This window comes from Acidovorax sp. JHL-3 (assembly GCF_000526295.1).
Classification (GTDB): Bacteria; Pseudomonadota; Gammaproteobacteria; order Burkholderiales; family Burkholderiaceae_C; genus Acidovorax; species Acidovorax defluvii.
The window spans coordinates 1,509,493-1,532,036 of the sequence record NZ_JAFU01000001.1 but is presented as its reverse complement, the minus strand read 5'-3'; the positions used below and the strand labels follow the sequence as shown (position 1 = coordinate 1,532,036).

The 22,544-nt window shown below is 64.5% G+C and carries 24 protein-coding genes; 4 read left to right on the top strand and 20 right to left on the bottom strand.

Translation table 11 applies throughout. From position 1 onward, the window contains the following. Window positions 1–2: 2 nt before the first annotated feature. The 3 genes from hisI to galE form a co-directional block, all read right to left on the bottom strand. Window positions 3–392 (bottom strand): phosphoribosyl-AMP cyclohydrolase, encoded by a 390-nt coding sequence (hisI, locus tag K226_RS0107195; protein WP_024814159.1) that lies wholly within the window; start codon window positions 390–392, stop codon window positions 3–5. Between the two features lie 122 nt (window positions 393–514). Beyond that, window positions 515–1,315, bottom strand: a complete 801-nt coding sequence (hisF, locus tag K226_RS0107190; protein ID WP_024814158.1) for an imidazole glycerol phosphate synthase subunit HisF — start codon at window positions 1,313–1,315, stop codon at window positions 515–517. Between the two features lie 76 nt (window positions 1,316–1,391). Further along, on the bottom strand, window positions 1,392–2,402 hold the full coding sequence (gene galE, locus K226_RS0107185) for a UDP-glucose 4-epimerase GalE (protein WP_024814157.1): 1,011 nt from the start codon (window positions 2,400–2,402) through the stop codon (window positions 1,392–1,394). A 289-nt stretch (window positions 2,403–2,691) separates the two neighbouring features. Between galE and K226_RS0107180 the strand changes: the two genes are divergently transcribed. The 4 genes from K226_RS0107180 to K226_RS0107165 all read left to right on the top strand — a co-directional run bounded on the left by K226_RS0107180 (window position 2,692) and on the right by K226_RS0107165 (window position 8,512). Next, window positions 2,692–3,987: a diguanylate cyclase domain-containing protein gene (locus K226_RS0107180; RefSeq protein ID WP_238324246.1), complete on the top strand. Its 1,296-nt coding sequence runs from the start codon at window positions 2,692–2,694 to the stop codon at window positions 3,985–3,987. A gap of 67 nt (window positions 3,988–4,054) precedes the next feature. Next, window positions 4,055–5,317, top strand: a complete 1,263-nt coding sequence (locus K226_RS0107175) for a glycosyltransferase (RefSeq protein ID WP_238324206.1) — start codon at window positions 4,055–4,057, stop codon at window positions 5,315–5,317. 79 nt (window positions 5,318–5,396) lie between these two features. Beyond that, the gene (locus K226_RS0107170) at window positions 5,397–7,448 is read left to right on the top strand and encodes a TolC family protein (protein WP_024814154.1); all 2,052 of its coding nucleotides are present in this window, start codon (window positions 5,397–5,399) and stop codon (window positions 7,446–7,448) included. Beyond that, entirely contained in the window at window positions 7,445–8,512 is a 1,068-nt protein-coding gene (locus K226_RS0107165) for an HlyD family secretion protein (RefSeq protein ID WP_024814153.1), read from the top strand. Before K226_RS0107170 ends, K226_RS0107165 begins: the two co-directional genes overlap by 4 nt. A gap of 82 nt (window positions 8,513–8,594) precedes the next feature. On the opposite strand, the gene K226_RS0107160 is transcribed toward K226_RS0107165, so the two are convergent. The 17 genes from K226_RS0107160 to K226_RS0107080 all read right to left on the bottom strand — a co-directional run bounded on the left by K226_RS0107160 (window position 8,595) and on the right by K226_RS0107080 (window position 22,264). Further along, window positions 8,595–9,473, bottom strand: a complete 879-nt coding sequence (locus K226_RS0107160) for a D-hexose-6-phosphate mutarotase (RefSeq protein WP_024814152.1) — start codon at window positions 9,471–9,473, stop codon at window positions 8,595–8,597. Further along, complete coding sequence (gene hisA / locus K226_RS0107155; protein ID WP_024814151.1) at window positions 9,463–10,209, bottom strand: 1-(5-phosphoribosyl)-5-[(5-phosphoribosylamino)methylideneamino]imidazole-4-carboxamide isomerase; 747 nt, start codon at window positions 10,207–10,209, stop codon at window positions 9,463–9,465. The genes K226_RS0107160 and hisA overlap by 11 nt, the downstream gene beginning before the upstream one ends. Window positions 10,210–10,270: 61 nt before the next feature. Next, on the bottom strand, window positions 10,271–10,960 hold the full coding sequence (gene hisH / locus K226_RS0107150) for an imidazole glycerol phosphate synthase subunit HisH (protein ID WP_024814150.1): 690 nt from the start codon (window positions 10,958–10,960) through the stop codon (window positions 10,271–10,273). A 52-nt stretch (window positions 10,961–11,012) separates the two neighbouring features. Next, window positions 11,013–11,648: an imidazoleglycerol-phosphate dehydratase HisB gene (gene hisB / locus K226_RS0107145; RefSeq protein WP_024814149.1), complete on the bottom strand. Its 636-nt coding sequence runs from the start codon at window positions 11,646–11,648 to the stop codon at window positions 11,013–11,015. Beyond that, the gene (gene hisC / locus K226_RS0107140; RefSeq protein WP_035240915.1) at window positions 11,645–12,772 is read right to left on the bottom strand and encodes a histidinol-phosphate transaminase; all 1,128 of its coding nucleotides are present in this window, start codon (window positions 12,770–12,772) and stop codon (window positions 11,645–11,647) included. The genes hisB and hisC overlap by 4 nt, the downstream gene beginning before the upstream one ends. Window positions 12,773–12,859: 87 nt before the next feature. Continuing rightward, window positions 12,860–14,200: a histidinol dehydrogenase gene (gene hisD / locus K226_RS0107135; RefSeq protein ID WP_024814147.1), complete on the bottom strand. Its 1,341-nt coding sequence runs from the start codon at window positions 14,198–14,200 to the stop codon at window positions 12,860–12,862. A 21-nt stretch (window positions 14,201–14,221) separates the two neighbouring features. Continuing rightward, complete coding sequence (gene hisG / locus K226_RS0107130; RefSeq protein ID WP_024814146.1) at window positions 14,222–14,869, bottom strand: ATP phosphoribosyltransferase; 648 nt, start codon at window positions 14,867–14,869, stop codon at window positions 14,222–14,224. Window positions 14,870–14,871: 2 nt separating this feature from the next. Further along, the gene (murA, locus tag K226_RS0107125) at window positions 14,872–16,158 is read right to left on the bottom strand and encodes a UDP-N-acetylglucosamine 1-carboxyvinyltransferase (protein WP_024814145.1); all 1,287 of its coding nucleotides are present in this window, start codon (window positions 16,156–16,158) and stop codon (window positions 14,872–14,874) included. 90 nt (window positions 16,159–16,248) lie between these two features. After that, entirely contained in the window at window positions 16,249–16,491 is a 243-nt protein-coding gene (locus tag K226_RS0107120; RefSeq protein ID WP_024814144.1) for a BolA family protein, read from the bottom strand. A gap of 1 nt (window position 16,492) precedes the next feature. Next, on the bottom strand, window positions 16,493–17,248 hold the full coding sequence (locus K226_RS0107115) for an ABC transporter permease (protein WP_024814143.1): 756 nt from the start codon (window positions 17,246–17,248) through the stop codon (window positions 16,493–16,495). Continuing rightward, window positions 17,245–18,183, bottom strand: coding sequence for an ABC transporter ATP-binding protein (locus K226_RS0107110; RefSeq protein ID WP_024814142.1), 939 nt, complete (start codon window positions 18,181–18,183; stop codon window positions 17,245–17,247). The genes K226_RS0107115 and K226_RS0107110 overlap by 4 nt, the downstream gene beginning before the upstream one ends. Before the next feature lie 93 nt (window positions 18,184–18,276). Beyond that, a complete protein-coding gene (locus K226_RS0107105; RefSeq protein WP_024814141.1) occupies window positions 18,277–18,549 on the bottom strand; it encodes an STAS domain-containing protein in 273 nt (90 codons plus the stop codon). A 16-nt stretch (window positions 18,550–18,565) separates the two neighbouring features. Beyond that, a complete protein-coding gene (locus tag K226_RS0107100; protein WP_024814140.1) occupies window positions 18,566–19,204 on the bottom strand; it encodes a phospholipid-binding protein MlaC in 639 nt (212 codons plus the stop codon). A 125-nt stretch (window positions 19,205–19,329) separates the two neighbouring features. Further along, window positions 19,330–20,133 (bottom strand): VacJ family lipoprotein, encoded by an 804-nt coding sequence (locus tag K226_RS0107095; protein ID WP_024814139.1) that lies wholly within the window; start codon window positions 20,131–20,133, stop codon window positions 19,330–19,332. Further along, window positions 20,130–20,618 (bottom strand): outer membrane lipid asymmetry maintenance protein MlaD, encoded by a 489-nt coding sequence (mlaD, locus tag K226_RS0107090; protein WP_024814138.1) that lies wholly within the window; start codon window positions 20,616–20,618, stop codon window positions 20,130–20,132. Before mlaD ends, K226_RS0107095 begins: the two co-directional genes overlap by 4 nt. Window positions 20,619–20,651: 33 nt before the next feature. Then, the gene (gene mlaE, locus K226_RS0107085; protein ID WP_024814137.1) at window positions 20,652–21,434 is read right to left on the bottom strand and encodes a lipid asymmetry maintenance ABC transporter permease subunit MlaE; all 783 of its coding nucleotides are present in this window, start codon (window positions 21,432–21,434) and stop codon (window positions 20,652–20,654) included. Further along, window positions 21,431–22,264: an ABC transporter ATP-binding protein gene (locus K226_RS0107080; RefSeq protein ID WP_024814136.1), complete on the bottom strand. Its 834-nt coding sequence runs from the start codon at window positions 22,262–22,264 to the stop codon at window positions 21,431–21,433. The genes mlaE and K226_RS0107080 overlap by 4 nt, the downstream gene beginning before the upstream one ends. Window positions 22,265–22,544: the final 280 nt, after the last annotated feature.

The following is a 22,544-nucleotide window of genomic DNA, read 5'->3' as shown; positions in this document are numbered from 1 at the left end:
TCTTATTTGTAGATGGATTCGGGGTCTTTCAAGACCGGGTCGATCGCCTGCCAGGCGCCGTCCTTGAGCACGCTGAAAAAGCAGCTGTGCCGGCCCGTGTGGCAGGCAATGCCAGGCTCGTGGCCCAACTGCGTGACCTTGAGGAGCACCACGTCGTTGTCGCAATCGAGGCGAATTTCGTGCACCGTCTGCACATGGCCCGACTCCTCGCCCTTGAACCACAGCTTTTTGCGTGACCGGCTGAAATACACGGCGCGCCCCAGGTCTGCCGTTTTTTGCAGCGCCTCGCGGTTCATCCACGCAAACATCAGCACGTCGCCCGTGCCCTGCTCTTGCGCAATCACGGGCACGAGGCCCTGCGCATCCCATTTCACTTCGTTAAGCCAGTTCATGGGGGGATTCTCGGTGATTTGGGTGGCGGCGCAGGGCCCCGCCCTGGACATTTGAAGCCTTTTACCGCTCTAGCGCTTACGCATAAAGCGCCAACAGCTATGAAATAATGAGCAAATGACGGCTACAACCGCACCGGAATCCCGCGCTCGGCCATGTGCTGCTTGGCCTGCCCCACGGTAAATTCGCCGTAATGGAAGATGCTGGCGGCCAGCACGGCGTCGGCGCCGCCGATCTGGATGCCGTCGGCCAGATGGTCGAGATTGCCCACGCCGCCCGAGGCGATGACGGGCACGGCCACGGCATCGCTCACGGCGCGCGTGAGGGCCAGGTCAAATCCCGCCTTGGTGCCGTCGCGGTCCATGCTGGTCAGCAGGATTTCGCCCGCGCCGCGCCGCGCCATCTCGGTCGCCCAGGCCACGGCATCGAGACCGGTGTTCTTACGCCCACCATGGCTGTACACATCCCAGCCCGGGCCCACAGCCCGGCCATCGGCCCCCTCGCGCCGCGCATCCTCTTCAGAGCGGCGTTTGGCATCGATGGCCACCACGATGCACTGCGCGCCGTATTTGGCGGACGCCGCGCTGATCACGTCAGGGTTGGCAATGGCCGCCGAATTGAAGCTGGTCTTGTCGGCCCCCGCGTTGAGCAGCCGGCGCACGTCTTCGACCGTGCGCACACCACCGCCCACGGTGAGCGGAATGAACACCTGGCTGGCCACCGCCTCGATGATGTGCAGGATCAGGTCGCGCCCGTCGCTGGTGGCGGTGATGTCCAGAAATGTGAGCTCGTCAGCGCCCTGGGCGTTGTAGCGCGCGGCGATCTCGACCGGGTCGCCTGCATCGCGCAGTTCGACAAAATTGACGCCCTTGACGACACGACCACCGGTCACGTCAAGGCAGGGAATGATGCGTTTGGCAAGCATGGAAAGAAAACTCTGTCAGCAAGGCGGGTTGGGGGCGACAAGATACCACGCAGCGCACCGCCACTGCCGCGCCGCGTCACGCCAGCGTGCGCGCCACGCCGTTTTGCCAACGCCAGACATCCGCGCACATGCGGTCCACGCCGTGGCGGGCGCGCCAGCCCAGCAGCCGCTCGGCCAGCGCCGGGTCTGCCCAGCACTGCGCGACGTCGCCCGGCCGCCGCGCCACCACCCGGTAGGGCACGGCCTGTCCGCTGGCCTGCTCGAAGCCGCGCACCATCTCCAGCACCGACACCGGCTGCCCGGTGCCCAGGTTCACGGTGAGCAGCCCGGTGTGCTCTCGCAGGTAGCGCAGGGCGGCCACATGGCCATCGGCGAGGTCGCACACATGGATGTAGTCGCGCACGCCGGTGCCGTCGGGAGTGGGGTAGTCGTTGCCATAAACGCTCAAGGCGGCACGCTGCCCCGCGGCCACCTGCGCCACATACGGCATCAGATTGCCCGGCTCGCCCTGCGGGTCCTCGCCAATGAGCCCGCTCTCATGTGCGCCCACGGGGTTGAAATAGCGCAACCGCGCAATGCGCCACTGCCCCGGCTCAGCCGTATCCACATCCGCCAGCACCTGCTCCATCATGAGCTTGCTCCAGCCGTAGGGATTGGTGGCGGACAACGGGAAATCCTCGCGGATCGGCACCGACGCGGGCTCGCCATACACCGTGGCCGACGAAGAAAATACCAGCGTTCGCACGCCCGCCGCCTGCATGGCACGCAGCAGTGTCACCGTGCCGGAGACATTGTTGTCGTAATACCGCAAGGGCTCGCGCACCGACTCCCCCACCGCCTTGAGCGCGGCAAAGTGGATCACGCCGTCAATGGGGTGTTGCGCGAACACGCGCGCAAGCAAAACTTCATCACGCACATCGCCCTCGATGCACTGGGGCTGCGCGCCCGTGATGCGCCCCAGCCGCTCCAGCACCGAGCGACGGCTGTTACAAAAGTTGTCGAGAATCAGGTAAGGAACGCCGGCCTGCGCCAGCGCGATGCAGGTGTGCGAGCCGATGAAGCCAGCTCCGCCAGTTACAAGAATCATACGAACCGCCACTCCCACTAGAACGATAAAAAGCCAGCACCCCAGTTCGATAAACTCGGGGCAATCGCCCACCGCTTCATCGAAACCCTCAGGGGCAGTGTGTGAGTGTGTAACACAGCGCCGCCGCCCACGGGCACCGTAACAGACGAGCCCACATGATTGCAGACACCAGCACTTCGACGCCATGGCAGCCACGCCCCTGACATCCGCCCCCCCCCAGGAACACGAATATATGGTGGTCCTGCGTCCATCGGGACTCCCTGCCGCGGACGAGACCGGCGCCGTGGCAATGCCGTCCTGGGATGCTTTCATGGCGGCCAGGGTGACTCCCCTGGGATTCTTCCTGGATGGGTGGACACCACACGAACAGGCCGATCTGGCCGAGAAGGTGCGCGCCAGTGCCTGGTGGGATCGCCCAGTCCTGGTAGCAACGGGCAACGACACGCTGCCCCCGCTGGCTGACGACGCTGCCACATACAGCCAGGCGCTCAGTTTCAGCGAACGCTCCCTGGCGGTCCGCCGCAGCCTCAGACGGGATACCGCCAGCCTGTATTTCGATGAGCGCGTACTGTTCTTCCTGTACCTGCGTGACAACGCCGAATTGCAGCCGGTGTGCGACCGAAGCAGCCACCAACTCTACCGCTACCCGATGGTGGAGGCGTTGGCCAGAGAGGGGGAAGACGCTGCGGATTGCCTGGCCACGCTCACGCGCCGCCGGCTACTCGAACCTGCACTGCTGGTTGACCGCACCCGGCACTGCCGCTCCTGCGGCGGTGCACACCTGCACTATCTGGATGTGTGCCCGCATTGCTCCAGCATCCACATCAGCAAAGCCGCTTCGCTGCATTGTTTTTCCTGTGGGCAGGTGGGCCCTGAAACGGATTTCCACGACAACGGTGCCCTGGTGTGCCCGAAATGCAGCGCGTCACTGCGGCATATCGGCGTGGACTATGACCGCCCCCTCACACAATACGCGTGCGGCAGTTGCCACCACGTTTTCATGGAAACCAGTGTCATCGCGCGCTGCCTTGACTGCAACACCAAAGCAGAGCCCGACAAGCTGGATGTGCGTGAAATTGCCACGCTACGGCTCGCCCCCCAAGGGCGCGCAGCCCTGCGTGCAGGGCAAATTCAGGAGTCTTTTGCGGCGCTGGACACTGCCAACTATGTGGATCCCCCTTTCTTTCGCCGCCTGCTCGACTGGACACTGGCCACGCATGCGCGCCATCCAGAAATGCGCTTTGCACTGATCCTGGTGGAATTCCAGAACGCGACCGAAGTGATCGAGCAACAAGGCGCAGCACGCGTTTTCCTCATGCTGGACGAGTTTGCGCGCCGCCTGCATGAGTTGCTGAGAACGTCGGACATCACCACGCGCACCCAGGAAGAGCGGCTGTGGTTGCTGCTTCCTTTCTCTTCGCCGGAGGGATTGGCGGCGCGGCTCGAAAAAGCGCTGGCTGCGCAATCTTCAGGGGGCGAGGCTTCACCCCTGCAGGCACGCATCCGGCACCTGCAGGTGCCCGATGATCTGCGTGCCGGAGAGGGCGCTGCACAGTGGATGAGTCGCCTGCAAGACGGAGTCTGAGCGCATGTGGGAGCAGGTGGTTTTCTCATTCCAGACGCTGTTTGCCAGCTCAGGCTCGCAGACCTTCGTGGAACTGGCACTGAAGTTTTTCCCGTTTGTGGTTCTTCTGGAGGCGCCATTTTTCATTCTGGTTACTGCGGGCATGGCGCGCTACGGTCTGCGGGAAGTTCGGCCTGACCGGCAACGAGAACGCTACCCCAGGGTCTCCTGCTTGGTTACCTGCTACTCGGAAGGCGAAGATGTGCGCAAGACCATCGAGTCGCTGGCACAGCAGCTGTATCCGGGACACATCGAAATCATCGCCGTCATCGACGGCGCCATACAGAATCGTCCCACGCTGGAGGCCGCGCGCGATGCGCGCGCGCTGCTGCACAACACGCCCCGGCGCCAACTGCTGGTCCTGCCCAAATGGCAGCGGGGGGGCCGCGTGTCGTCGCTGAACGCGGGGCTTTCCATCGCCACCGGCGAAATCGTAATGGCCCTGGACGGTGACACCTCTTTCGACAACGACATGGTGCGCAACGCCACGCGCCACTTCGATGACCCAGGAGTCGTCGGTGTCGCGGGCAATCTGCGCGTGCGCAATGCCAAGCGATCCCTGGTGACACGCCTGCAGGCGCTGGAATACCTGGTCTCCATAGCGGCCGGGAAAACGGGCCTGTCCGAGTTCAATCTGGTCAACAACATCTCCGGTGCCTTCGGCGTGTTTCGCACGGCGTTCATACGCAACCTGGGCGGCTGGGATGCCGGCACGGCCGAAGACCTGGACATGACCACGCGCATCAAGCAGTACTTTGGTCGGCACCCCGGCTTGCGCATCGTGTTCGATCCGCACGCGGTGGGGCACACCGATGCACCCGACACCTGGCGCGTTTTCTTCCGCCAGCGACTGCGCTGGGACGGCGATATGTTTTATATTTTCATCCGCAAGTTCCGCTTCAACCTGCGGCCGCGGTTGCTGGGGTGGCGCAACTTTCTTTTCGTGGTCGTCAACGGGCTGCTGATGCAGCTTGTCATGCCGTTCATGATCGTGGGATACACGGGCATGATGCTGTTCACACTGCCCGTCGGCGCGGTGCTCGGCGTGCTTGCGTTCATCTATCTGGCCTATCTGGCATCGCTGGTTTTCTATTTCCTGCTGTATCTCGTGGCGGTATCGGAACGCCCCGGGGATGACGCGGTTTATCTGGCCTTTTTGCCGCTCTTTCCTCTGTTCGCATTTGTCAATCGTGTGCATTGCTCCTTCTCCGTCCTCCAGGAAATCTTCACGCGATCGCACCTTGATTCCTCCATGGCTCCCTGGTGGGTGCTGCGCAAAACCAAGTTCTGAGATGGCGAAACAATCCGTGAGAAACGCGTTCAGGGATTTGGCCCTGCCGCTCTGCCTTGCACTCGTGTGCGCGGGCGCCATGGCGTCCGCTACCCCTGACCTGCCCAATGTCGGCACCTCCCTGGCCGAACTGGAAAACCTGGCGCTTGTGGCAGCCCCGTCGGTCCAGCTGGCCCAAGCTGAACAAGACGTGGCAGCGCACCGCAACAGCACGGCCCGCGCCAGCCAAGGAGCACGGGTTTTTGGTGGCACCGGTTTCAGCACCGCGCGCGAAGCCGTGACCGACACCCTCAGCCGCGACTACCAGCGCTTCAACGCCCAGCTTGGTGTGCGCTGGCCTCTGCTGGGGAGCCGCGATGCGCAGTTGCGCAGCCTGCGCGAGGCCGAACTCGCCGTGGCGCAAGGACAGGTGCGACTTCGCCTGGCGCGACAGGAAGCCGTGCAGGCCGTGCGACGGGCCTATGCGCGGCACTTGCGCAACGCACAGCGCGTTGGTATTGCGCAGGCCTTTCTGGGTATGCGCACCCAGGCAGGGGCCCAACTGGAATCCCGCCGGGCGTCCGGCGTGTTGCTGGAGGCAGAAAAACTCAAATTGCTGGGTCTGTTCGACATGGTGCAGGCGAGCAGTGACAACCAGCGCGCGCAGCAAACGCTGAACCTCGGTGAACTGGCACGCCTGACCAATCTGCCCCAGCCCACCATCCAGACCCGGCCCATGATCTGGCCTGAATCTTGTCTCAACACGGACACGCTGCGGGCAGGGGCCGACCAGCACCCGCCCCTTGCACTGACCCAGCTGGAACTCAACACATGGGACCAGATCGCCGCAACCCTGCAGCGCACGGGGCTGGAGGCGAGCGTGTCGGTGGCACAAGGCGTTACCCGCGACATCGGCGGACCGAACGGTCGCAACACCTCGGTAGGGGTGGACTTCTCCATGCCCCTGCAATGGCGCGCCCAACGCGATGCCACTTTGGGCCAGATCCAGAGCGAGCGCACCCGGCTGGAAAGTCTGCTGCATGTGCGCCGCAGCGAATACCACGCCCTGGTCGAACAGGCGCAGATCCAATGGCGCCAGCGCCAAAACGAAATGGCCGCTCTGCAAAACAGGCTGCAGGCGGCCCAGGAGGCCTCGCGCATTGCCTCACTGCGCTTGGAGGCATTTGACGGCGATGGCTATGCCACGCTGCTGAACGCGCGACACGAGCTGTACCTGGCAGCCGTGCAGGTCGTCGATGGAGCAGAACGTCGCGACCTGGCACAACTGGAGCTTGTGGGACTGGTGGCAACTGACTGCGGCCCCGCCAGCCCTGCCGTCCAGGATGACGCCTCGCTCGCGCTGACCGCCCTGCCCCGCGCGATTGACACTGCCGCACAGGCCACCCCGGCCTCCAGAACTCTTGGCTGGTATGTATGGAATGGCCAGGCCCTGCTGGACCACCCCGCCCGCATGACAACCTTGCCCAAGGGCAGCGAACGCATCCTGATTTCATTCACTGCGCCCCAGCTCCAGGCACTGACGCGACCCGCCGGGCAAAAGCGGCTGGTGCAACTGATTGCGCAAGCTCATGCGCAGGGCTTGCGCGTGGAACTGCTGCTCGGCGAGGCCACCTGGGTTCTCCCGGGGCGCCGCCAAGCCTTGCTCGATCTGCTCGCACCGCTGCGCAACCTGGCCTTTGACGGACTGCACCTTGATCTGGAGCGCAGCCAGTTACCGCCCGCACAACAGCCGTCCTGGGACGAGGCCGTGGTGGACACGCTGCGTGCCGTACGTGCAGCCATCGACTGGCCTCTGGCCCTGACCACCCATTACCGTGAATTGCAGGCCCCCGACTTCGCCCGCCGCATCCAGGACACAGGTGTCACGGAACTGGTTGCCATGGTGTATGTCAGCAACCCGGTTCGCGCAGCCGAGATTGCCCGACCCCTGCTGCAAGGCCCGCCAGGCCTGCGGCTGGCGGTGGCGCAGAGCATCGAGCGCAGCTTGCCGCCGGATGAAAGCAACTATCTTCTGGGCCAGACCCAGGCCCTGCGCCGCTGGCACCAGTTGTCGCAAGCGCTGAAGACGCTGCCCGGATTCAGCGGCATCGTGGTGCAGTCGTGGGACGAATTCAAAAAGGCACGCCCGTGAAAATCCAGTTTGATAAACCGCCGGGCTCCGCCCAGGAAACCAACGGTCTCTCCGTTCGCTACGCCGCCTCCAAGCGCAAGGTGCCACGCTGGCGCTGGTATTTGCTGCTGGCCATGGTGCTGACGCCGCCAGGCTACCTGCTGACCCGTTTCATGGTGGCGTACTGGTGGGAAACCGCCCCTGCCGTGGTCATCACGGAGCAGGTGGTCGTGCGTGCGCGCGAGGCGGGGCGAGTGACGCAGATCGCCGACATCGGTGCACTGGTGCGCGCCGGGCAGCCAGTGATTGCCCTGGACACCACAACGGGCGCCACGCGGACACCGTCGTCCGCAGCCATACCAAGGCCCGCAAGCGACCCTTCGCAAACCACCCTCGAGGCGTTTGCGAGCCGCCAGACCACCCTCGACGAGGCCCTGCGCCTGGCGCACAGCCAGCTGGCATTGCAGCAAGAACGCCTGCGCACCATGCAAGCGCTGCGGGCGGAGGGCGCGGCAACGCGCCAGGAGCTGGACAACGCACGTTTTCAGGAACTGCAGGCCCGGACCGACGCCAATCGCGCACAAGCCGACGCCAGCGAAAACAGACACTTGCTCGCACGTGCGCAGTCAAGACCACCTGCGGTGCCGCCAGGCACAGACGGGCAACTGCCGGGCATGGCAGCGGCAACCGACGATGCGGACGTCAAGGCCCCCTTCGATGCCCAGGTGGTGCGCCAGTTCGCGCACCTGGGTGAATGGGTGGAAAGGGGTGCCGATGTGGCGGTGCTGCAGGGGCCAGCGCGCGCAATGGTCCACACCTATCTGCCGCCCGACCAGGCACGCTATGCACAGGTGGGGCGCCTGGCCACGCTGCGCTTCATGGACGGCGGGCGCATCCGCGCCGAGGTCGTGGATGTGGTCGCAGAAGCCGAGCGCACACCTGCCGAGCGCACCTCGCCGCTGACGCCGCGCATGCCCTCCATCGTGGCCCGCCTGCGTCCCGTCGAACCCTTGCCACCGGCCTACCGGATCCACCAGCTGCCGCTGGATGTGCGCTTCGACTGGGTCTGGTCCTGGCCGCTATGAGGCGTAGGCGCACCTGCAGCCGCAGCGATGGCCCGGTCGCACGCATCGCCCAACACCACCCCGCCGCCATGCGGCGGTGGCATCACGGCGCCGGCAGCACCCGGAGTTCCTGCCAGCCCTGCCACTGCTGCCCCGGTGTCAGGGTGATGGGGCGATCGATCAGGGCCGCTTCCACGCACAACATGGAGCGGTAGCCGTCGGGCGGGAGGTCTGCCAGTCGGGCGCACAAGGCGCCCCCGGGGTTCCACACCACCGTGTTCGAGAGACTGGCGCTCTGGGTTATCTGCAGGCCGAGGGCACCATCGTGCAGGTGGATGGCCCCTGCAGGCGCACTGAACACGCGGTCGTATTCGCCCAAAAACATGACAGGGCCTTGCTGAACGCCGCGCGCATCGGCCAGCGCATCCCAGCGCGCGCAGCCATCGAGCCCGCCGAGCCGGGCGCGCCCGACATCCTCCACGCTCAGGTAGGTATGCAACGCGGTGGTGAAATCCCAGGCCCCGTCGTCCGTATTGCCGGTGTTGTGCACCACCAGCTGCACGCGCAGGCTGCCCGCGCCCAGCACCACCGTCAGCTGCGCGGCAAAGCGCGCAGGCCACCACGCGCGTGTGGTCTCGCTGTCGGTCAGCTCCAGGCACACGGCTGACTGTCCGTCGCCCTCCTTGCTTGCAGGGGCGGGCCGCCAGCCCAGATTGCGCGCAAAGCCATGTTTGGGCAGCGGCCCGCGCTGGTTGAACTGGGGAAAACACAGCGGAATGCCGCCACGGATGGCCGATCGGCCATCGAACACGGCCTTTGGACTCAGGTACAGGCGCTCACGTCCGCCTGCCACCCAGGACAGCACCTGGGCGCCATGCAAGGCCACCAGCGCGCTGTCACCCTGGGCGGTGCTCAGGCGGATGCAGGGCTGGCCCTGCAATGTCTCCAGGGAGTTTTTGGCAACCGCAGGGTCAGGCCGCATGGCCCAGCACGTCGGCACGCGCCTGGGCAGCGGCGAAGTCGAGGTCGCCGCTGTAGATGGCCCGGCCGCAGATCACGCCTTCGACGCCTTCGTGCTCCACGGCGCACAGCTGCTCGATGTCAGCCATGTTCGACAGGCCACCCGAGGCGATGACCGGAATGGAAAGCCCCTGCGCCAGTTTCACCGTGGCGTCGATGTTGATGCCCGAGAGCATGCCGTCGCGGCCGATGTCGGTGTAGATGATGGATTCGACGCCCCAGTCCTCGAACTTCTTGGCCAGGTCCACCACCTCGTGGCCGGTGAGCTTGCTCCAGCCGTCGGTGGCCACCTTGCCGTCCTTGGCGTCCAGGCCCACGATGATGTGGCCGCCAAAGGCGCTGCAGGCATCTTTGAGGAAGCCGGGGTTCTTGACCGCTGCCGTGCCAATGATCACGTAGCGCAGGCCGCCGTCGATGTATTTCTCGATGGTGTCCAGGTCACGGATGCCGCCGCCCAGCTGCACCGGGATCTCGTCGCCCACCTCTTTGAGGATGGATTTGATGGCAGCGTAGTTCTTGGGCACGCCTGCAAAGGCGCCGTTCAGGTCCACCAGATGCAGGCGACGCGCGCCCTGCCCCACCCATTTGCGGGCCATGGCGGCGGGGTCTTCGCCAAAGGTGGTGGATTGGTCCATGTCGCCTTGCTTGAGGCGAACGCAGTGGCCGTCCTTGAGATCGATGGCGGGGATGAGCAGCATGGTGGTGAGGTTCGGGAGAAAAAGGGCGAGTCACAACTCGGCCCGAACGGGGTGAAAAATATCAGGGATTCCAGTGCAGAAAATTGCGGTACAGGGCCAATCCGTGCTCCGCGCTTTTTTCGGGGTGAAACTGCGTGGCAAAAATATTATCGCGCGCAATGGCGGCGGCGAACCAGCCGCCGTAGTCAGCTTGCCCTGCACAGTGGGCCGCATCTCGCGGCACGGCATAAAAACTGTGCACGAAATAAAAGTAGCTGTTGTCGGGCACGCCCGCCCAAACCGGGTGCACGGCACCACCTGCATGGTGGGCGTGCGGCACCTGGCGCACCTGGTTCCAGCCCATCTGGGGCACCTTGAAACGGCTGCCGTCGGGCTGGGTTTTGCCCGCCAGGTCGAACTTGAGCACATCGCCCGGGATGAGGCCCAAGCCCGGCACACCCTCGGCAGGGCCCTCGGCGCTGTGGTCCAGCAGCATCTGCATGCCTACGCATACGCCAAACAACGGTTTGGTGGCGGCAGCTTCGAGCACCGACTCCTGCAGGCCCGACTCGCGCAATTCGCGCATGCAGTCGGGCATGGCGCCCTGGCCCGGCAGCACAATGCGCTGCGCAGCGCGCACGTCTTCCGGACGAGAAGTGACCACCACGGTCCAGCCCGTGTCGTGGGCGGCGGCCTGCACGGCCTGCGACACCGAGCGCAGGTTGCCCATGCCGTAATCGACCACCGCAACGGTTTTTGCTTCTATATTCATAGCTGCTAGCGCTTATCCATTAAGGGCTAGAGCCCGATTTGACCTAAAAAACTCACAAAGAACCCTTGGTGGAGGGGATGACACCCGCCGAGCGGGGATCGCGCTCCAGCGCCGCGCGCAGCGTGCGCCCGAACGCCTTGAAGATCGTTTCGCACTGGTGGTGTGCGTTGATGCCCTTGAGGTTGTCGATGTGCAGCGTGACGCCCGCGTGGTTCACAAAGCCCTGGAAGAACTCGTACACCAGCTGCGTATCAAGCTGGCCGATGCTGCCCGCCGTGAACTTCACATCGATGTGCAGCCCCGGGCGACCCGAAAAATCCACCACCACGCGCGAAAGCGCTTCGTCCAGCGGCACATAGGCGTGGCCATAGCGGCGGATGCCCTTCTTGTCGCCCACCGCCCGCGCAAACGCCTGGCCCAGGGTGATGCCCACGTCTTCCACCGTGTGGTGGCCGTCGATGTGCAGGTCGCCAGCGCAGTCGATGTCGAGGTCGATCAGCCCATGGCGGGCGATCTGGTCGAGCATGTGGTCAAAAAAACCGATGCCCGTGTGCAGCTTGGCCTGGCCGGTGCCGTCGAGGTTGACGCGCACGCTGATGCGGGTTTCAGCGGTGTTGCGGCTGACCTCGGCGACGCGGTCGGCCAGGGAATCAGGGGCGGTAGAGGTGACGAGTGCGGAGGAAGTCATAAGGAAGCCTGGAGTGCAGCCAGCATCTGTGCGTTGTCTTCGGCCGTGCCCACCGTGAGGCGCAGGCAGTTGGCCAGCAATGGGTGCATTGTAGAAACGTTCTTGACCAGCACCTTGCGTGCCTTCATGCCCTCATACGCCCGTGCGGAATCGGCCACGCGCACCAGCACCATGTTGGCCTCGCTGTCCCAGCATTTTTCAATGCCGGGCATCTGGCGCAGCGCGTTCACCAGCACCGTGCGCTGGGCCACCAGTTCGGCGGCCTGCGCGGCAAACACGTCGGCATGCTCGAGCGCAAACAGCGCCGCCTCGCCATTGAGCACGCTCACGTTGTAGGGCGGGCGCACCTTGTCGATCTCGGCCACCAGCGCGGCGGGGCCGATGAGGTAACCCAGGCGCACACCGGCCAGGCCAAACTTGCTGAGTGTGCGCATGAGCAGCACATGGGCATTGCGTGCAGGCTCGGCACGCATGCGGTCGATGAATGTGCGGCTGGCAAAGGGCTGGTAGGCCTCGTCCATCACCACGATGCCGCCCTGCGCACCAGCGGCATCGATGATGCGCTGCACCGCACCCTCGTCCCACAGCGTGGCCGTGGGGTTGTTAGGGTAAGCAATGTAGGTAATGGCAGGCTGATGCCTGGCGATGGCGGCCAGCATGGCGGGCTCATCCAGCTCGAAGTCGGGCGTGAGCGGCACGCCCACGAAGTCCAGGCCCTGCAGTTGTGCAGACAGCGGATACATCACAAAGCCGGGCATGGGCGCGAGCATGGTGGCGCGCTGGCCCGTGCCAGGTTGCGCGCAGGCCAGGGCCAGCAAGGTGATGAGTTCGTCCGAGCCGTTGCCCAGAACGATGCCATAGCCCTCGGGCATGTCGGCGTACTTTGCCAGCGCAGCCTTCAGGTCCAGCACGCGGTCGCCCGGATAGCGGTTGAGCGCCAGCGCGCCCAGCCGCTGGCCGAGCGCCGCCTGCAGATGCGCGGGCAGGCGAAACGGGTTTTCCATCGCGTCCATCTTGAGCATGCCGGTGGAGGGCTGCACACCATACGCGTGCATGGCGCGCACGTCGGGGCGGATGCGGGCCAGCGCGTTGAGGGGTGTCGATGGAGCGGCGGGGGAGTTCATTCGGCAGTGTCCAGTGCGTTGGGGGCCACAAGAAAGGGGCTGGTCATGGGCACGGCATCCATCCGGACATCGTGCATAAAGGCCTCGTCAGCCTTGCGCTTGCTTTGGCGACGGCTTGAGCCGCATCTCCGCCGCCCGCGCGTGGGCTTGCAGGCCTTCGCCATGGGCCAGCACGCTGGCGATCTGGCCCAGCGTCTGCGCACCGGCTTCGCTCACCTCGATCAGGCTGCTGCGCTTTTGAAAGTCATACACGCCCAGTGGCGAACTGAACCGCGCCGTGCCGCTGGTGGGCAGCACATGGTTGGGGCCTGCGCAGTAGTCGCCCAGGCTCTCGGACGTGTAGGCACCCAGAAAAATGGCGCCTGCGTGGCGCAGCAGTGGTTCCCAGCGGTGCGGGTCGTTGCTGCTCACTTCCAGGTGCTCGGGCGCGATGCGGTTGCTGATGGCGCAGGCCTCTTCCATGTCTTTCGTGAGGATCAGTGCGCCACGGCCCGTGAGGCTTTTGGCAATGATCTCGGCGCGCGGCATGGTGGGCAGCAGGCGGTCGATGGCCTCTTGCACGGCATCGATATAGGCGGCATCGGGGCACAGCAGAATGCTTTGCGCCAGCTCGTCGTGTTCGGCCTGACTGAACAGGTCCATGGCCACCCAGTCGGGCGGGGTGGTGCCGTCGGCCAGCACCAAAATTTCGCTCGGGCCCGCAATCATGTCGATGCCCACGGTGCCGAACACGCGCTTTTTGGCGCTGGCCACATAGGCGTTGCCGGGGCCGGTGATCTTGTCCACCTTGGGCACGGTGGCCGTGCCGTAAGCCAGCGCGGCCACAGCTTGGGCGCCGCCGATGGTAAAGGCGCGGGTGACGCCCGCCACGTAGGCGGCGGCCAGCACCAGGGCGTTTTTCTCGCCCTTGGGGGTGGGCACTACCATGATGATCTCGCCCACTCCCGCCACATGGGCAGGGATGGCGTTCATGAGCACGCTGCTCGGATAAGCGGCCTTCCCACCGGGCACATAGATGCCCACGCGGTCCAGCGGCGTGACCTTCTGACCCAGCAACGTGCCGTCTTCGTCGCGGTAGCTCCAGCTCTCGCCCGAGGCCTTTTTTTGTGCCTCGTGGTAGCGGCGCACGCGGGCAGCGGCGGCCTGCAGCGCGTCGCGCTGCACGGCGGGAATGGCGTCGAAAGCGGTCTTGAGCTCTGCCTGCGTCAGCTCCAGCGCCGCCATGGAGTCGGCCTGCAGGCCATCAAAGCGCTCGGTGTATTCCAGTACCGCTGCATCGCCGCGCTGCTGCACGTCGGCCAGGATGTCGGCCACGCGCTGCTCGATGGCCGCGTCGGTGTCGGCAGACCAATGCAGGCGGGCTGCAAAATCAGCCTCAAAAGTGGTCGCAGTGGTTGGCAGACGGGCGGGAGCAGCTATCAAAGTCATAGTATCAGCCGGTGGGTGGGGTCAGTTTTTTTCGGCAGGAATGGCCGACGCAAACGCATCGATGATGCGGCGCAGCGGTGCCTGCTTGAGCTTGAGCGCCGCCTGGTTGACCACCAGGTGCGAGCTGATGTCCATGATGCGTTCCACCTCGACGAGGTGGTTGGCCTTGAGGGTGTTGCCGGTGGACACCAGATCGACGATGGCATCGGACAGCCCGATGAGGGGCGCCAGTTCCATGCTGCCATAGAGCTTGACCATGTCCACATGCACGCCCTTGGCCGCAAAGAAGTCGCGGGCGATGCTGGTGTATTTGGTGGCCACCTTCAGGCGCGAGCCCTTCTTGACGGCCTGGGCGTAATCGAAATCGTTGCGCACGGCCACGCTGACGCGGCACTTGGCAATGCGCAGATCGAGCGGCTGATACAGGCCCTGGCCGCCATGCTCGATGAGGGTGTCCTTGCCCGTCACACCCAGGTCGGCGCCGCCGTATTCGACATAGGTAGGCACATCGGTGGCACGCACCAGCACCACGCGCACATTGGGCAGATTGGTGGGCAAGATGAGCTTGCGCGACTTTTCCGGGTCTTCCAGCACCTCGATGCCGGCAGCGGCCAGCAGCGGCAGGGTTTCATCAAAGATGCGGCCCTTGGAAAGGGCGAGTGTGATCATGCTCATGCTTTCACTCTTTCAATGTCCGCGCCGATACCGCGCAGCTTGGCTTCCATGCAGTCGTAGCCACGGTCCAGGTGGTAGATGCGGTCCACCACCGTTTCGCCGTCGGCCACCAGGCCCGCAATGACCAGGCTGGCCGAGGCGCGCAGGTCGGTGGCCATCACCGTGGCACCTGACAGTTGGCCGGATGTGCCGCTGAGGCCTTCGATCACGGCCACCTTGCCATCGGTCTGGATCTTGGCGCCCAGGCGCACCAGTTCGTTGACGTGCATGAAGCGGTTTTCAAAAATCGTTTCGGTCACCGTGGCCGTGCCCTGCGCAACGCAGTTGAGCGCCATGAACTGCGCCTGCATGTCGGTGGGGAAACCCGGGTATTCGGTGGTGCGAAAGCCCTGGGCCTTGAGCGTAGCGGCGCCTGCGCTTTGCACGCGGATACCGCCTTCGACCGCCTGCACGGTGGCACCGGCCTCGCGCAGTTTTTCGATGACGGCGTCGAGGTGGTCGGCACGACCGTGGCGCAGCACCACATCACCACCCGTGGCCGCCACGGCACACAAAAAGGTGCCGGCCTCGATGCGGTCGGCCACCACGCGGTGGGTGCAACCGTGCAGCCGCTCGACGCCCTGGATGCGAATGCGGCTGGTGCCATGGCCTTCAATCTTTGCGCCCATGGCGATCAGCATATCGGCCAGGTCCGAAATTTCAGGCTCCTGGGCGGCGTTTTCCAGCACTGTCTCGCCCTCGGCCAGCGCGGCAGCCATGAGGAAGTTCTCGGTGCCCGTCACGGTGACCATGTCGGTGGTGATGCGTGCGCCCTTCAGGCGCGTCCATCCTGCCGGCAACCTGGCGATCATGTAGCCGTGCTCGACCACGATCTCGGCGCCCATGGCGGCCATGCCCTTGATGTGCTGGTCCACCGGGCGCGAACCGATGGCGCAACCGCCAGGCAGCGACACCGTGGCCTCGCCAAAGCGGGCCAGCAGCGGGCCCAGCGCCAGGACCGAGGCGCGCATGGTCTTGACCAATTCGTAGGGGGCCTCGGGCGTATTGAGCGCACCGGCGTCAATGCGCACGGTGCCATCGTCCGATCGCTCGGCCGTCACGCCCATGTTGCGGATGAGCTTGAGCATGGTGCTCACATCCTGCAACTGGGGAACATTCAGCAGCGTCACCGGCTCGGCTGTGAGGAGTGCGGCGCACAACTCCGGCAAGGCGGCGTTCTTGGCGCCAGAGACCAGCACCTCGCCATGGAGGGTGCGTCCGCCGCGGATCAGGAGTTTGTCCATCGCAAAAGTCAGAAATATGTATGAAAAGTGCTTCTAGCGCTTATGAATAAAGCGCTAGCAGCTATTAATTTAAGAGCGTCAATCCACTATTCACTGCGCCTGCGTCGCCCACTCAGCGGGCGTGAAGGTTTTCATCGACAGGGCATGCACTTCGTCATTGGCCAGTTTGGCGCCCAACGTGGCATATACGCGCTGGTGGCGCTGAATGGCCCGCTTGCCCTCGAACTCGGCCGAGACGATGGTGGCATACCAGTGGCGGCCGTCGCCCTCCAGCGTGATGTGTTCGCAAGCCAGGCCTGCGGCGATGATGTCTTTAAGTTGGTCTGCAGTCATGTCAGTTCCGAATTTTGTAGCCGATGCGCAGCAGGTGCACGGCAAAAAGGCTCACGGCCAGCCAAGCAATGCCCACGATGCCCAGGCTGAGCCAGGGCGAGGTGTCGCTCTGGCCAAAAAAACCATAACGGAAACCGTCGATCATGTAGAAAAACGGATTCAGATGGCTCACGGTCTGCCAGAAAGGGGGCAGCGACTGGATCGAATAGAACACGCCCGAGAGGAACGTCATGGGCACGATGACGAAGTTCTGGAACGCCGCCATCTGGTCAAACTTGTCGGCCCACAGCCCGGCAATCAGCCCCAGCGTTGCCAACAGGGCTGCCCCCAGCAATGCAAAGACCACAATCCATAGCGGCGCGGCAAACTCAGGGCGCGCAAACGCCAGGGTGACCACAAACACCCCCAACCCCACCACCAGTCCGCGCAGCATGGAAGAACCCACATAGGCCACAAACCAGGCCCAGTGCGACAGTGGCGTGAGCAGCAAAAACACCAGGCTGCCCATGATCTTGCTCTGAACCAGGCTCGATGAGCTGTTGGCGAAGGCGTTTTGCAGCACGCTCATCATCACCAGCCCCGGCACCAGAAAAGCGGTGTAGCTGATGCGGTCATACACCTTTACATGGTCTTCGAGCACATGGCCAAAGATCAGCAGGTACAGCACGGCGGTGAGCACGGGCGCGGCCACGGTCTGGAAGCTCACCTTCCAAAAGCGCAGCACTTCTTTGTAGAACAGGGTTTTCCAGCCGGTCACAGCGCCACCTCCGACAGCGGAATCCGGGAGGCAGACGTGCCCGACATCACCTTCAGGAACACATCTTCCAGATCGGGACGGCGGATCTCCATGTCCTGCACCTCGACACCCGCCACGCGCAGGGTGGCGAGATGGTTTTCGATCTCTGCCGCATCGCGTGCGGGCAACTGCACGATGCGGCCGGTGACGCGCGCCAGGTGGTCCAGTGCGGGCGGCAGCAACGCATCGGTCTTGAATTGCAGCACGCTGCCCGAAGCCGTCTTGAGCAGCTCGGACGTGCGATCGAGCGCCACCACGCGCCCGGCCTTGAGCATCGCGATGCGCCCGCACAGGGCCTCGGCCTCTTCCAGGTAATGGGTGGTGAGCAGCACCGTGTGCCCCTCTTTGTTCAGGCGGGCGATAAAGTGCCAGAGCGTCTGGCGCAACTCCACATCCACGCCCGCCGTGGGTTCATCGAGCACGATGATGGGCGGCTTGTGCACCAGGGCCTGGGCCACCAGCACGCGCCGTTTCATGCCACCCGACAGCTGGCGCATGTTGGCGTTGGCCTTGTCCGACAGGCCCAGGTTGGCCAGCAGTTCGTCAATCCAGGCGTCGTTGTTCTTCACGCCAAAATAGCCCGACTGAAAGCGCAGCGCCTCGCGCACGTTGAAAAACGGATCGAACACCAGCTCTTGCGGCACCACGCCCAGCTTGCGCCGGGCCTCGGCAAAGTGCGTCTGCACATCACTGCCCTGCACCAGCACACGCCCGCTGGTGGCGCGCGCCAGGCCGGCCAAGATGCTGATGAGTGTGGTTTTACCGGCACCGTTGGGGCCGAGAAGCCCGAAGAATTCGCCCTCCTCGATGTCCAGGTTGACCTGGTTCAGTGCTTGGAAGGGGCCTTTGGGTGTGACAAAGGTCTTGGAGACGGCTTGGAATGAGACTGCGGGCATGAAGCCTTTGATTTTAAGGCCTTGGCCCGTGCCCCGCCGCCCGGCGCCCAACAGCACGCGGGCGTCCGAGGGCATTGTGGGCGCACCGCAAAGTCAGCTGGCCGCCTGCAGCAAGGCATCCACGCCATACAGGCCGGCCATGCCCACCAGGGCCGGGGGCAGGCCCTTGACCACAAACGCCTTGCCGTCCGCCAGCACCTCGCGCCGACATTCCAGCAGCACGGCCAGCGCAGACGTGTCAAACACGGCCAGTGCGCTGGCATCCACCACCACCTGCGGGCCCTTGAGAACCTTCAGCCCCTGCACCAGCATGCGCAGGCAGGCACTGGCCTGTTCGTGGGTGAGTTCGGAGGGTAGTACCAGCATGCGCGACGTCTCGCTGTCAGCCCTTGGCGGCATTGCTCTTGTTGCGGGACTCGAGCGCCTGGATGAGGCCATCCACGCCGCGCGCATTGATCTCCGAGGCAAACTGGCCGCGGTAGGTTTCGACCAGCCACACGCCCAGCACGTTGAGGTTGTAGATTTTCCAGCCAGCGCCCTCACCCGGGGTTTTTTCGAGCCGGTAGTCCAGCTGGATCGGGTCGCCACGGCCCGTGATCTCGGTGCGCACCAGCACATCCTTGTCGTCGGCGGCAGCCCGCATGGGCTTCATGGTGATGGTCTGGTCACTCACCTGGGCCAGAGCCCCTGCGTAGGTGCGCACCAGCAGGATCTTGAACTCATCCTGCAGGCGCTTTTGCTGCTCGGGGCTGGCCTTGCGCCAGCCCGGGCCCACGGCAGCCGCCGTCATGCGCCGGAAATTCACGTTGGGCATGATCACCTTGTCGACCAGCGTGATCACCTTGTTGATGTCGCCCGCCTGAATGGCCTTGTCGTCGCGCACCATGCTGATCACCTCGGTGGACAGGCGCTTGATCAGCGCGTCGGGCGCTTCGTCGGCAGCCATGGCACTCCACGGCACCATGGAGCAGGCCACGGCCAGCGTCGCGGCCATGCGGCCCAGATTGCGTCGATTCATCATGTGAGGTCTTTCCATCGGGCGACTGTGTCGCCTGTCATTTGATTGTGTTGGGCCACCGTGTAGGCCATGCGTCGCTGCGTTGTGCGGATGCAAGCAATTGCAACCGCGCGCATCGCTGGCAGCGCTCAACGATCGGCTTCCGGTTCGGGCGGCAGCATGCCGTCGTTGTCATCGCCACCGTCGCCATCACGGGCACCAGGACGTTCTGCGCTCTGGGCGCGCAACTGCAGGAACACATCCCGTGTGAAGCTGTACTTGTCCAGTGCCGCGCTTTCCAGCACAGCCCCGGCCCCCAGCAGGCCGGCGCGGGTGTCCACCAGCCGCAGGGCATACAGCGAATTGCGTGCAGACACTGAGTCAAACTGGCCTACCAGGTTTCCCTGCCTGTCCACGGGCATTGCCAGCGTGTCGCGTACGGTGGATGGGCCCAGCAGGGGCAGCACCAGATAGGGTCCCGTGGGCACGCCCCAGCGCCCCAGCGTGAGACCAAAATCCTGCCGGTTGCGCTCAACCCCCATCTCCGATGCAATATCGAGCACCCCGCCCAGACCAAACACTGTGTTGACGTTGAAACGCACCAGGCTGGAGAGCGCTTCTTCGGGGCGCAGTTGCAAAACGTTGTTCACAAACGACCAGACGTCTCCCAGGTTGCCAAAAAAGTTGTTCACCCCCGTGCGCACCGGCGAGGGCACAGCGTCCTTGTAGGCCGTGGCCACGGGCTTGAGGACCGCCTCGTCCACGCCATCATTGAACCGGGCCATGCTGCGGTTGTAGGGCTCCAGGGGGTCATCGGGATGGGCTCCGGGGCCGCTGGTGCAACCCGACAGCAGCGCCGCTCCCAGCACCAGGGAGCACCAGCGCAGGCCTGCGCGGGCAAACCGGGGCGCTCCATCATGGCGGGCAAAGCCCGCAGTCTTCCAGGTCATCATTTTTTCCTGCCTGCGTCCGAAGGCGTGCCGCCCTCCTCCGCCTTGCTGTAAAGAAACTGCCCGATCAGGTTTTCCAGAACCACGGCAGACTGTGTGGCCGTAAGGTTGTCACCCGCCGCCAGATTGTTTTCGTCAGCCCCCGCTTCGATGCCAATGTATTGCTCGCCCAGCAGACCGCTGGTGAGAATCTTCAGGGAGCTGTCCTTGGGGAAGGCGTACTGCTTGTCCAGCTCCAGCGTCACGCGCGCCTGAAACGTCTTGTCGTCAAACGTGATCGACTCCACGCGCCCGACCACCACCCCGGCACTGCGCACCGCAGCCTTGGGCTTGAGTCCGCCAATGTTGTCGAAACGCGCAGTCACGCGGTAGCCCGTCTGAAAATTCAGCTGCAGGAGGTTGGCCGACTGCAGCGCCAGAAACACCAGCGCGGCGGCTCCGAGCATGACAAACAGGCCCACCCAGAAATCGTTTTTGGATTGTTGCATCGTGCTTTCCTTGTCACGCCGACTGCGCCAGCGTCAGATACTGAACATCATGGCCGTGAGGACGAAGTCCAGCGCCAGCACCGCCAGCGAGGCCATCACCACGGTGCGCGTGGTGGCACGCGAAACCCCTTCGGGCGTCGGATTGGCCGTGTAGCCCTGCAGCAGCGCCACAAAGGTCACGGTGAAACCAAACACCACACTCTTGATGACGCTGTTGCCCAGGTCACTGAAAATATCCACACCGCCCTGCATCTGGCTCCAGAAGGCGCCGCCGTCCAGCCCGATCATCGGCACCGCCACCATCCAGCCGCCAATCACGCCCACCGCGTTGAACACCAGCGCCAGCACGGGCATGGCGATGACGCCCGCCCAGAAACGGGGCACCAGAATGCGGCGCACGGGGTCCACGGCCATCATCTCCATGGCGCTCAGCTGCTCGCCAGCGCGCATCAGCCCGATCTCGGCCGTGAGCGAAGTGCCTGCGCGCCCCGCAAACAGCAGGGCCGTGATGACCGGCCCCAGCTCGCGCAGCAAACTCAGCGCCACCAGCTGGCCCAGTGCCTCGGTAGAGCCAAAATCCTGCAGCGTGTAAAAACCCTGCAGCGCCATCACAAAGCCCACGAACAGGCCCGACACGGCAATGATGGCCAGCGAATAGTTGCCCAGGAAATGCACCTGGTCGCGCACCAGCCCTGGGCGCTGCAAGGCCGCCGGGAACAGGCGGACCAACCGCCAGAACAGGCGCGCGGCCAGCCCGGCATCGGCCAGCTGGCTGCGCACAGCCAAGCCCACATCCGAAGGGCGCCACCAGCTCATGCAGACCTCCCGTCCAGCGGACCAAAATCACTGGCCGCCGTGGGCCCCGGGTAATGGAACGGCACCGGGCCCGTGGGCAGCGCGTTGACAAACTGGTGCACCAGCGGATCGGTGCTGGCGCGCACTTCGGCGGGGGTTCCCTGCGCCGCCACCACGCCAGCCCCCAAAATGATGACGTGGTCTGCCAGCGCAAAGGTGGCATCGAGGTCGTGCGACACCAAGAGGGTGGTCAGCCCCATCGCGTCGTTGAGTTGCCGGATAAGTTGCGCGGCCGTGCCCAGCGAAATGGGGTCGAGCCCGGCAAAGGGCTCGTCGTACATGACGAGTTCGGGGTCGAGTGCAATCGCCCGCGCCAGCGCCACGCGCCGCGCCATGCCCCCGGAAATCTGGCTGGGCATGAGATCGCGCGCCCCGCGCAGGCCCACGGCATGGAGCTTCATGAGCACGATGTCGCGCACCAGCGCATCCGACAGGTCGGTGTGTTCGCGCAGCGGAAACGCCACGTTTTCAAACACCGTCAGATCGGTGAACAAGGCACCAAACTGGAACAGCATGCCCATGCGCCTGCGGGCCGCATACAAGCCCGCCGCATCCATGCGACCCACATCCTGCCGGTCGAACAGCACTTCGCCTTGCTGCGCCCGGTGCTGACCGCCAATCAGGCGCAACACCGTGGTCTTGCCCCCGCCCGACGCCCCCATGAGCGCCGTGACCTTACCGCGCGGGATCTTCAACGACACGTCGCGCAGGATCACGCGCTCACCGTACCCGAAGGTGACGTTGCGCAGTTCCGCCAGCGCGCTGGCAGACGATGAGTCGTTGAATGGCATGGTGCAGAACAAAAAACGCCGTCAGTGGCCGAGACCCTGACAGCAGGCCAAGCATCATAGGGGAAACCCCTTGGTGTTGCTCAGCCCATCGTTAAAACCTGTGGTGTGCAAGTGACGCTTGTCCATGCTTGACGGTTATAAAACTTCGGTAGCAAGCGATGCACCTTGGTCGCCATTGCGGAATGGGTTGCAGGGGTGGGTTTCGCAGGGGCTTCGTTGGGGCTGGGAGTGGTTTGAATGTGGCGCCCCGGGACTCTTACCTCCCCAAAGGCCCCAAAAC

Coding starts and splice junctions, on each gene's coding strand:
- hisI (WP_024814159.1), bottom strand. CDS start 392: ATGAACTGGCTTAACGAAGTGAAATGGGATGCGCAGGGCCTCGTGCCC.
- hisF (WP_024814158.1), bottom strand. CDS start 1,315: ATGCTTGCCAAACGCATCATTCCCTGCCTTGACGTGACCGGTGGTCGT.
- galE (WP_024814157.1), bottom strand. CDS start 2,402: ATGATTCTTGTAACTGGCGGAGCTGGCTTCATCGGCTCGCACACCTGC.
- K226_RS0107180 (WP_238324246.1), top strand. CDS start 2,692: ATGCCGTCCTGGGATGCTTTCATGGCGGCCAGGGTGACTCCCCTGGGA.
- K226_RS0107170 (WP_024814154.1), top strand. CDS start 5,397: ATGGCGTCCGCTACCCCTGACCTGCCCAATGTCGGCACCTCCCTGGCC.
- K226_RS0107160 (WP_024814152.1), bottom strand. CDS start 9,473: ATGCGGCCTGACCCTGCGGTTGCCAAAAACTCCCTGGAGACATTGCAG.
- hisA (WP_024814151.1), bottom strand. CDS start 10,209: ATGCTGCTCATCCCCGCCATCGATCTCAAGGACGGCCACTGCGTTCGC.
- hisH (WP_024814150.1), bottom strand. CDS start 10,960: ATGAATATAGAAGCAAAAACCGTTGCGGTGGTCGATTACGGCATGGGC.
- hisB (WP_024814149.1), bottom strand. CDS start 11,648: ATGACTTCCTCCGCACTCGTCACCTCTACCGCCCCTGATTCCCTGGCC.
- hisC (WP_035240915.1), bottom strand. CDS start 12,772: ATGAACTCCCCCGCCGCTCCATCGACACCCCTCAACGCGCTGGCCCGC.
- hisD (WP_024814147.1), bottom strand. CDS start 14,200: ATGACTTTGATAGCTGCTCCCGCCCGTCTGCCAACCACTGCGACCACT.
- hisG (WP_024814146.1), bottom strand. CDS start 14,869: ATGATCACACTCGCCCTTTCCAAGGGCCGCATCTTTGATGAAACCCTG.
- murA (WP_024814145.1), bottom strand. CDS start 16,158: ATGGACAAACTCCTGATCCGCGGCGGACGCACCCTCCATGGCGAGGTG.
- K226_RS0107120 (WP_024814144.1), bottom strand. CDS start 16,491: ATGACTGCAGACCAACTTAAAGACATCATCGCCGCAGGCCTGGCTTGC.
- K226_RS0107110 (WP_024814142.1), bottom strand. CDS start 18,183: ATGCCCGCAGTCTCATTCCAAGCCGTCTCCAAGACCTTTGTCACACCC.
- K226_RS0107105 (WP_024814141.1), bottom strand. CDS start 18,549: ATGCTGGTACTACCCTCCGAACTCACCCACGAACAGGCCAGTGCCTGC.
- K226_RS0107100 (WP_024814140.1), bottom strand. CDS start 19,204: ATGATGAATCGACGCAATCTGGGCCGCATGGCCGCGACGCTGGCCGTG.
- K226_RS0107095 (WP_024814139.1), bottom strand. CDS start 20,133: ATGATGACCTGGAAGACTGCGGGCTTTGCCCGCCATGATGGAGCGCCC.
- mlaD (WP_024814138.1), bottom strand. CDS start 20,618: ATGCAACAATCCAAAAACGATTTCTGGGTGGGCCTGTTTGTCATGCTC.
- mlaE (WP_024814137.1), bottom strand. CDS start 21,434: ATGAGCTGGTGGCGCCCTTCGGATGTGGGCTTGGCTGTGCGCAGCCAG.
- K226_RS0107080 (WP_024814136.1), bottom strand. CDS start 22,264: ATGCCATTCAACGACTCATCGTCTGCCAGCGCGCTGGCGGAACTGCGC.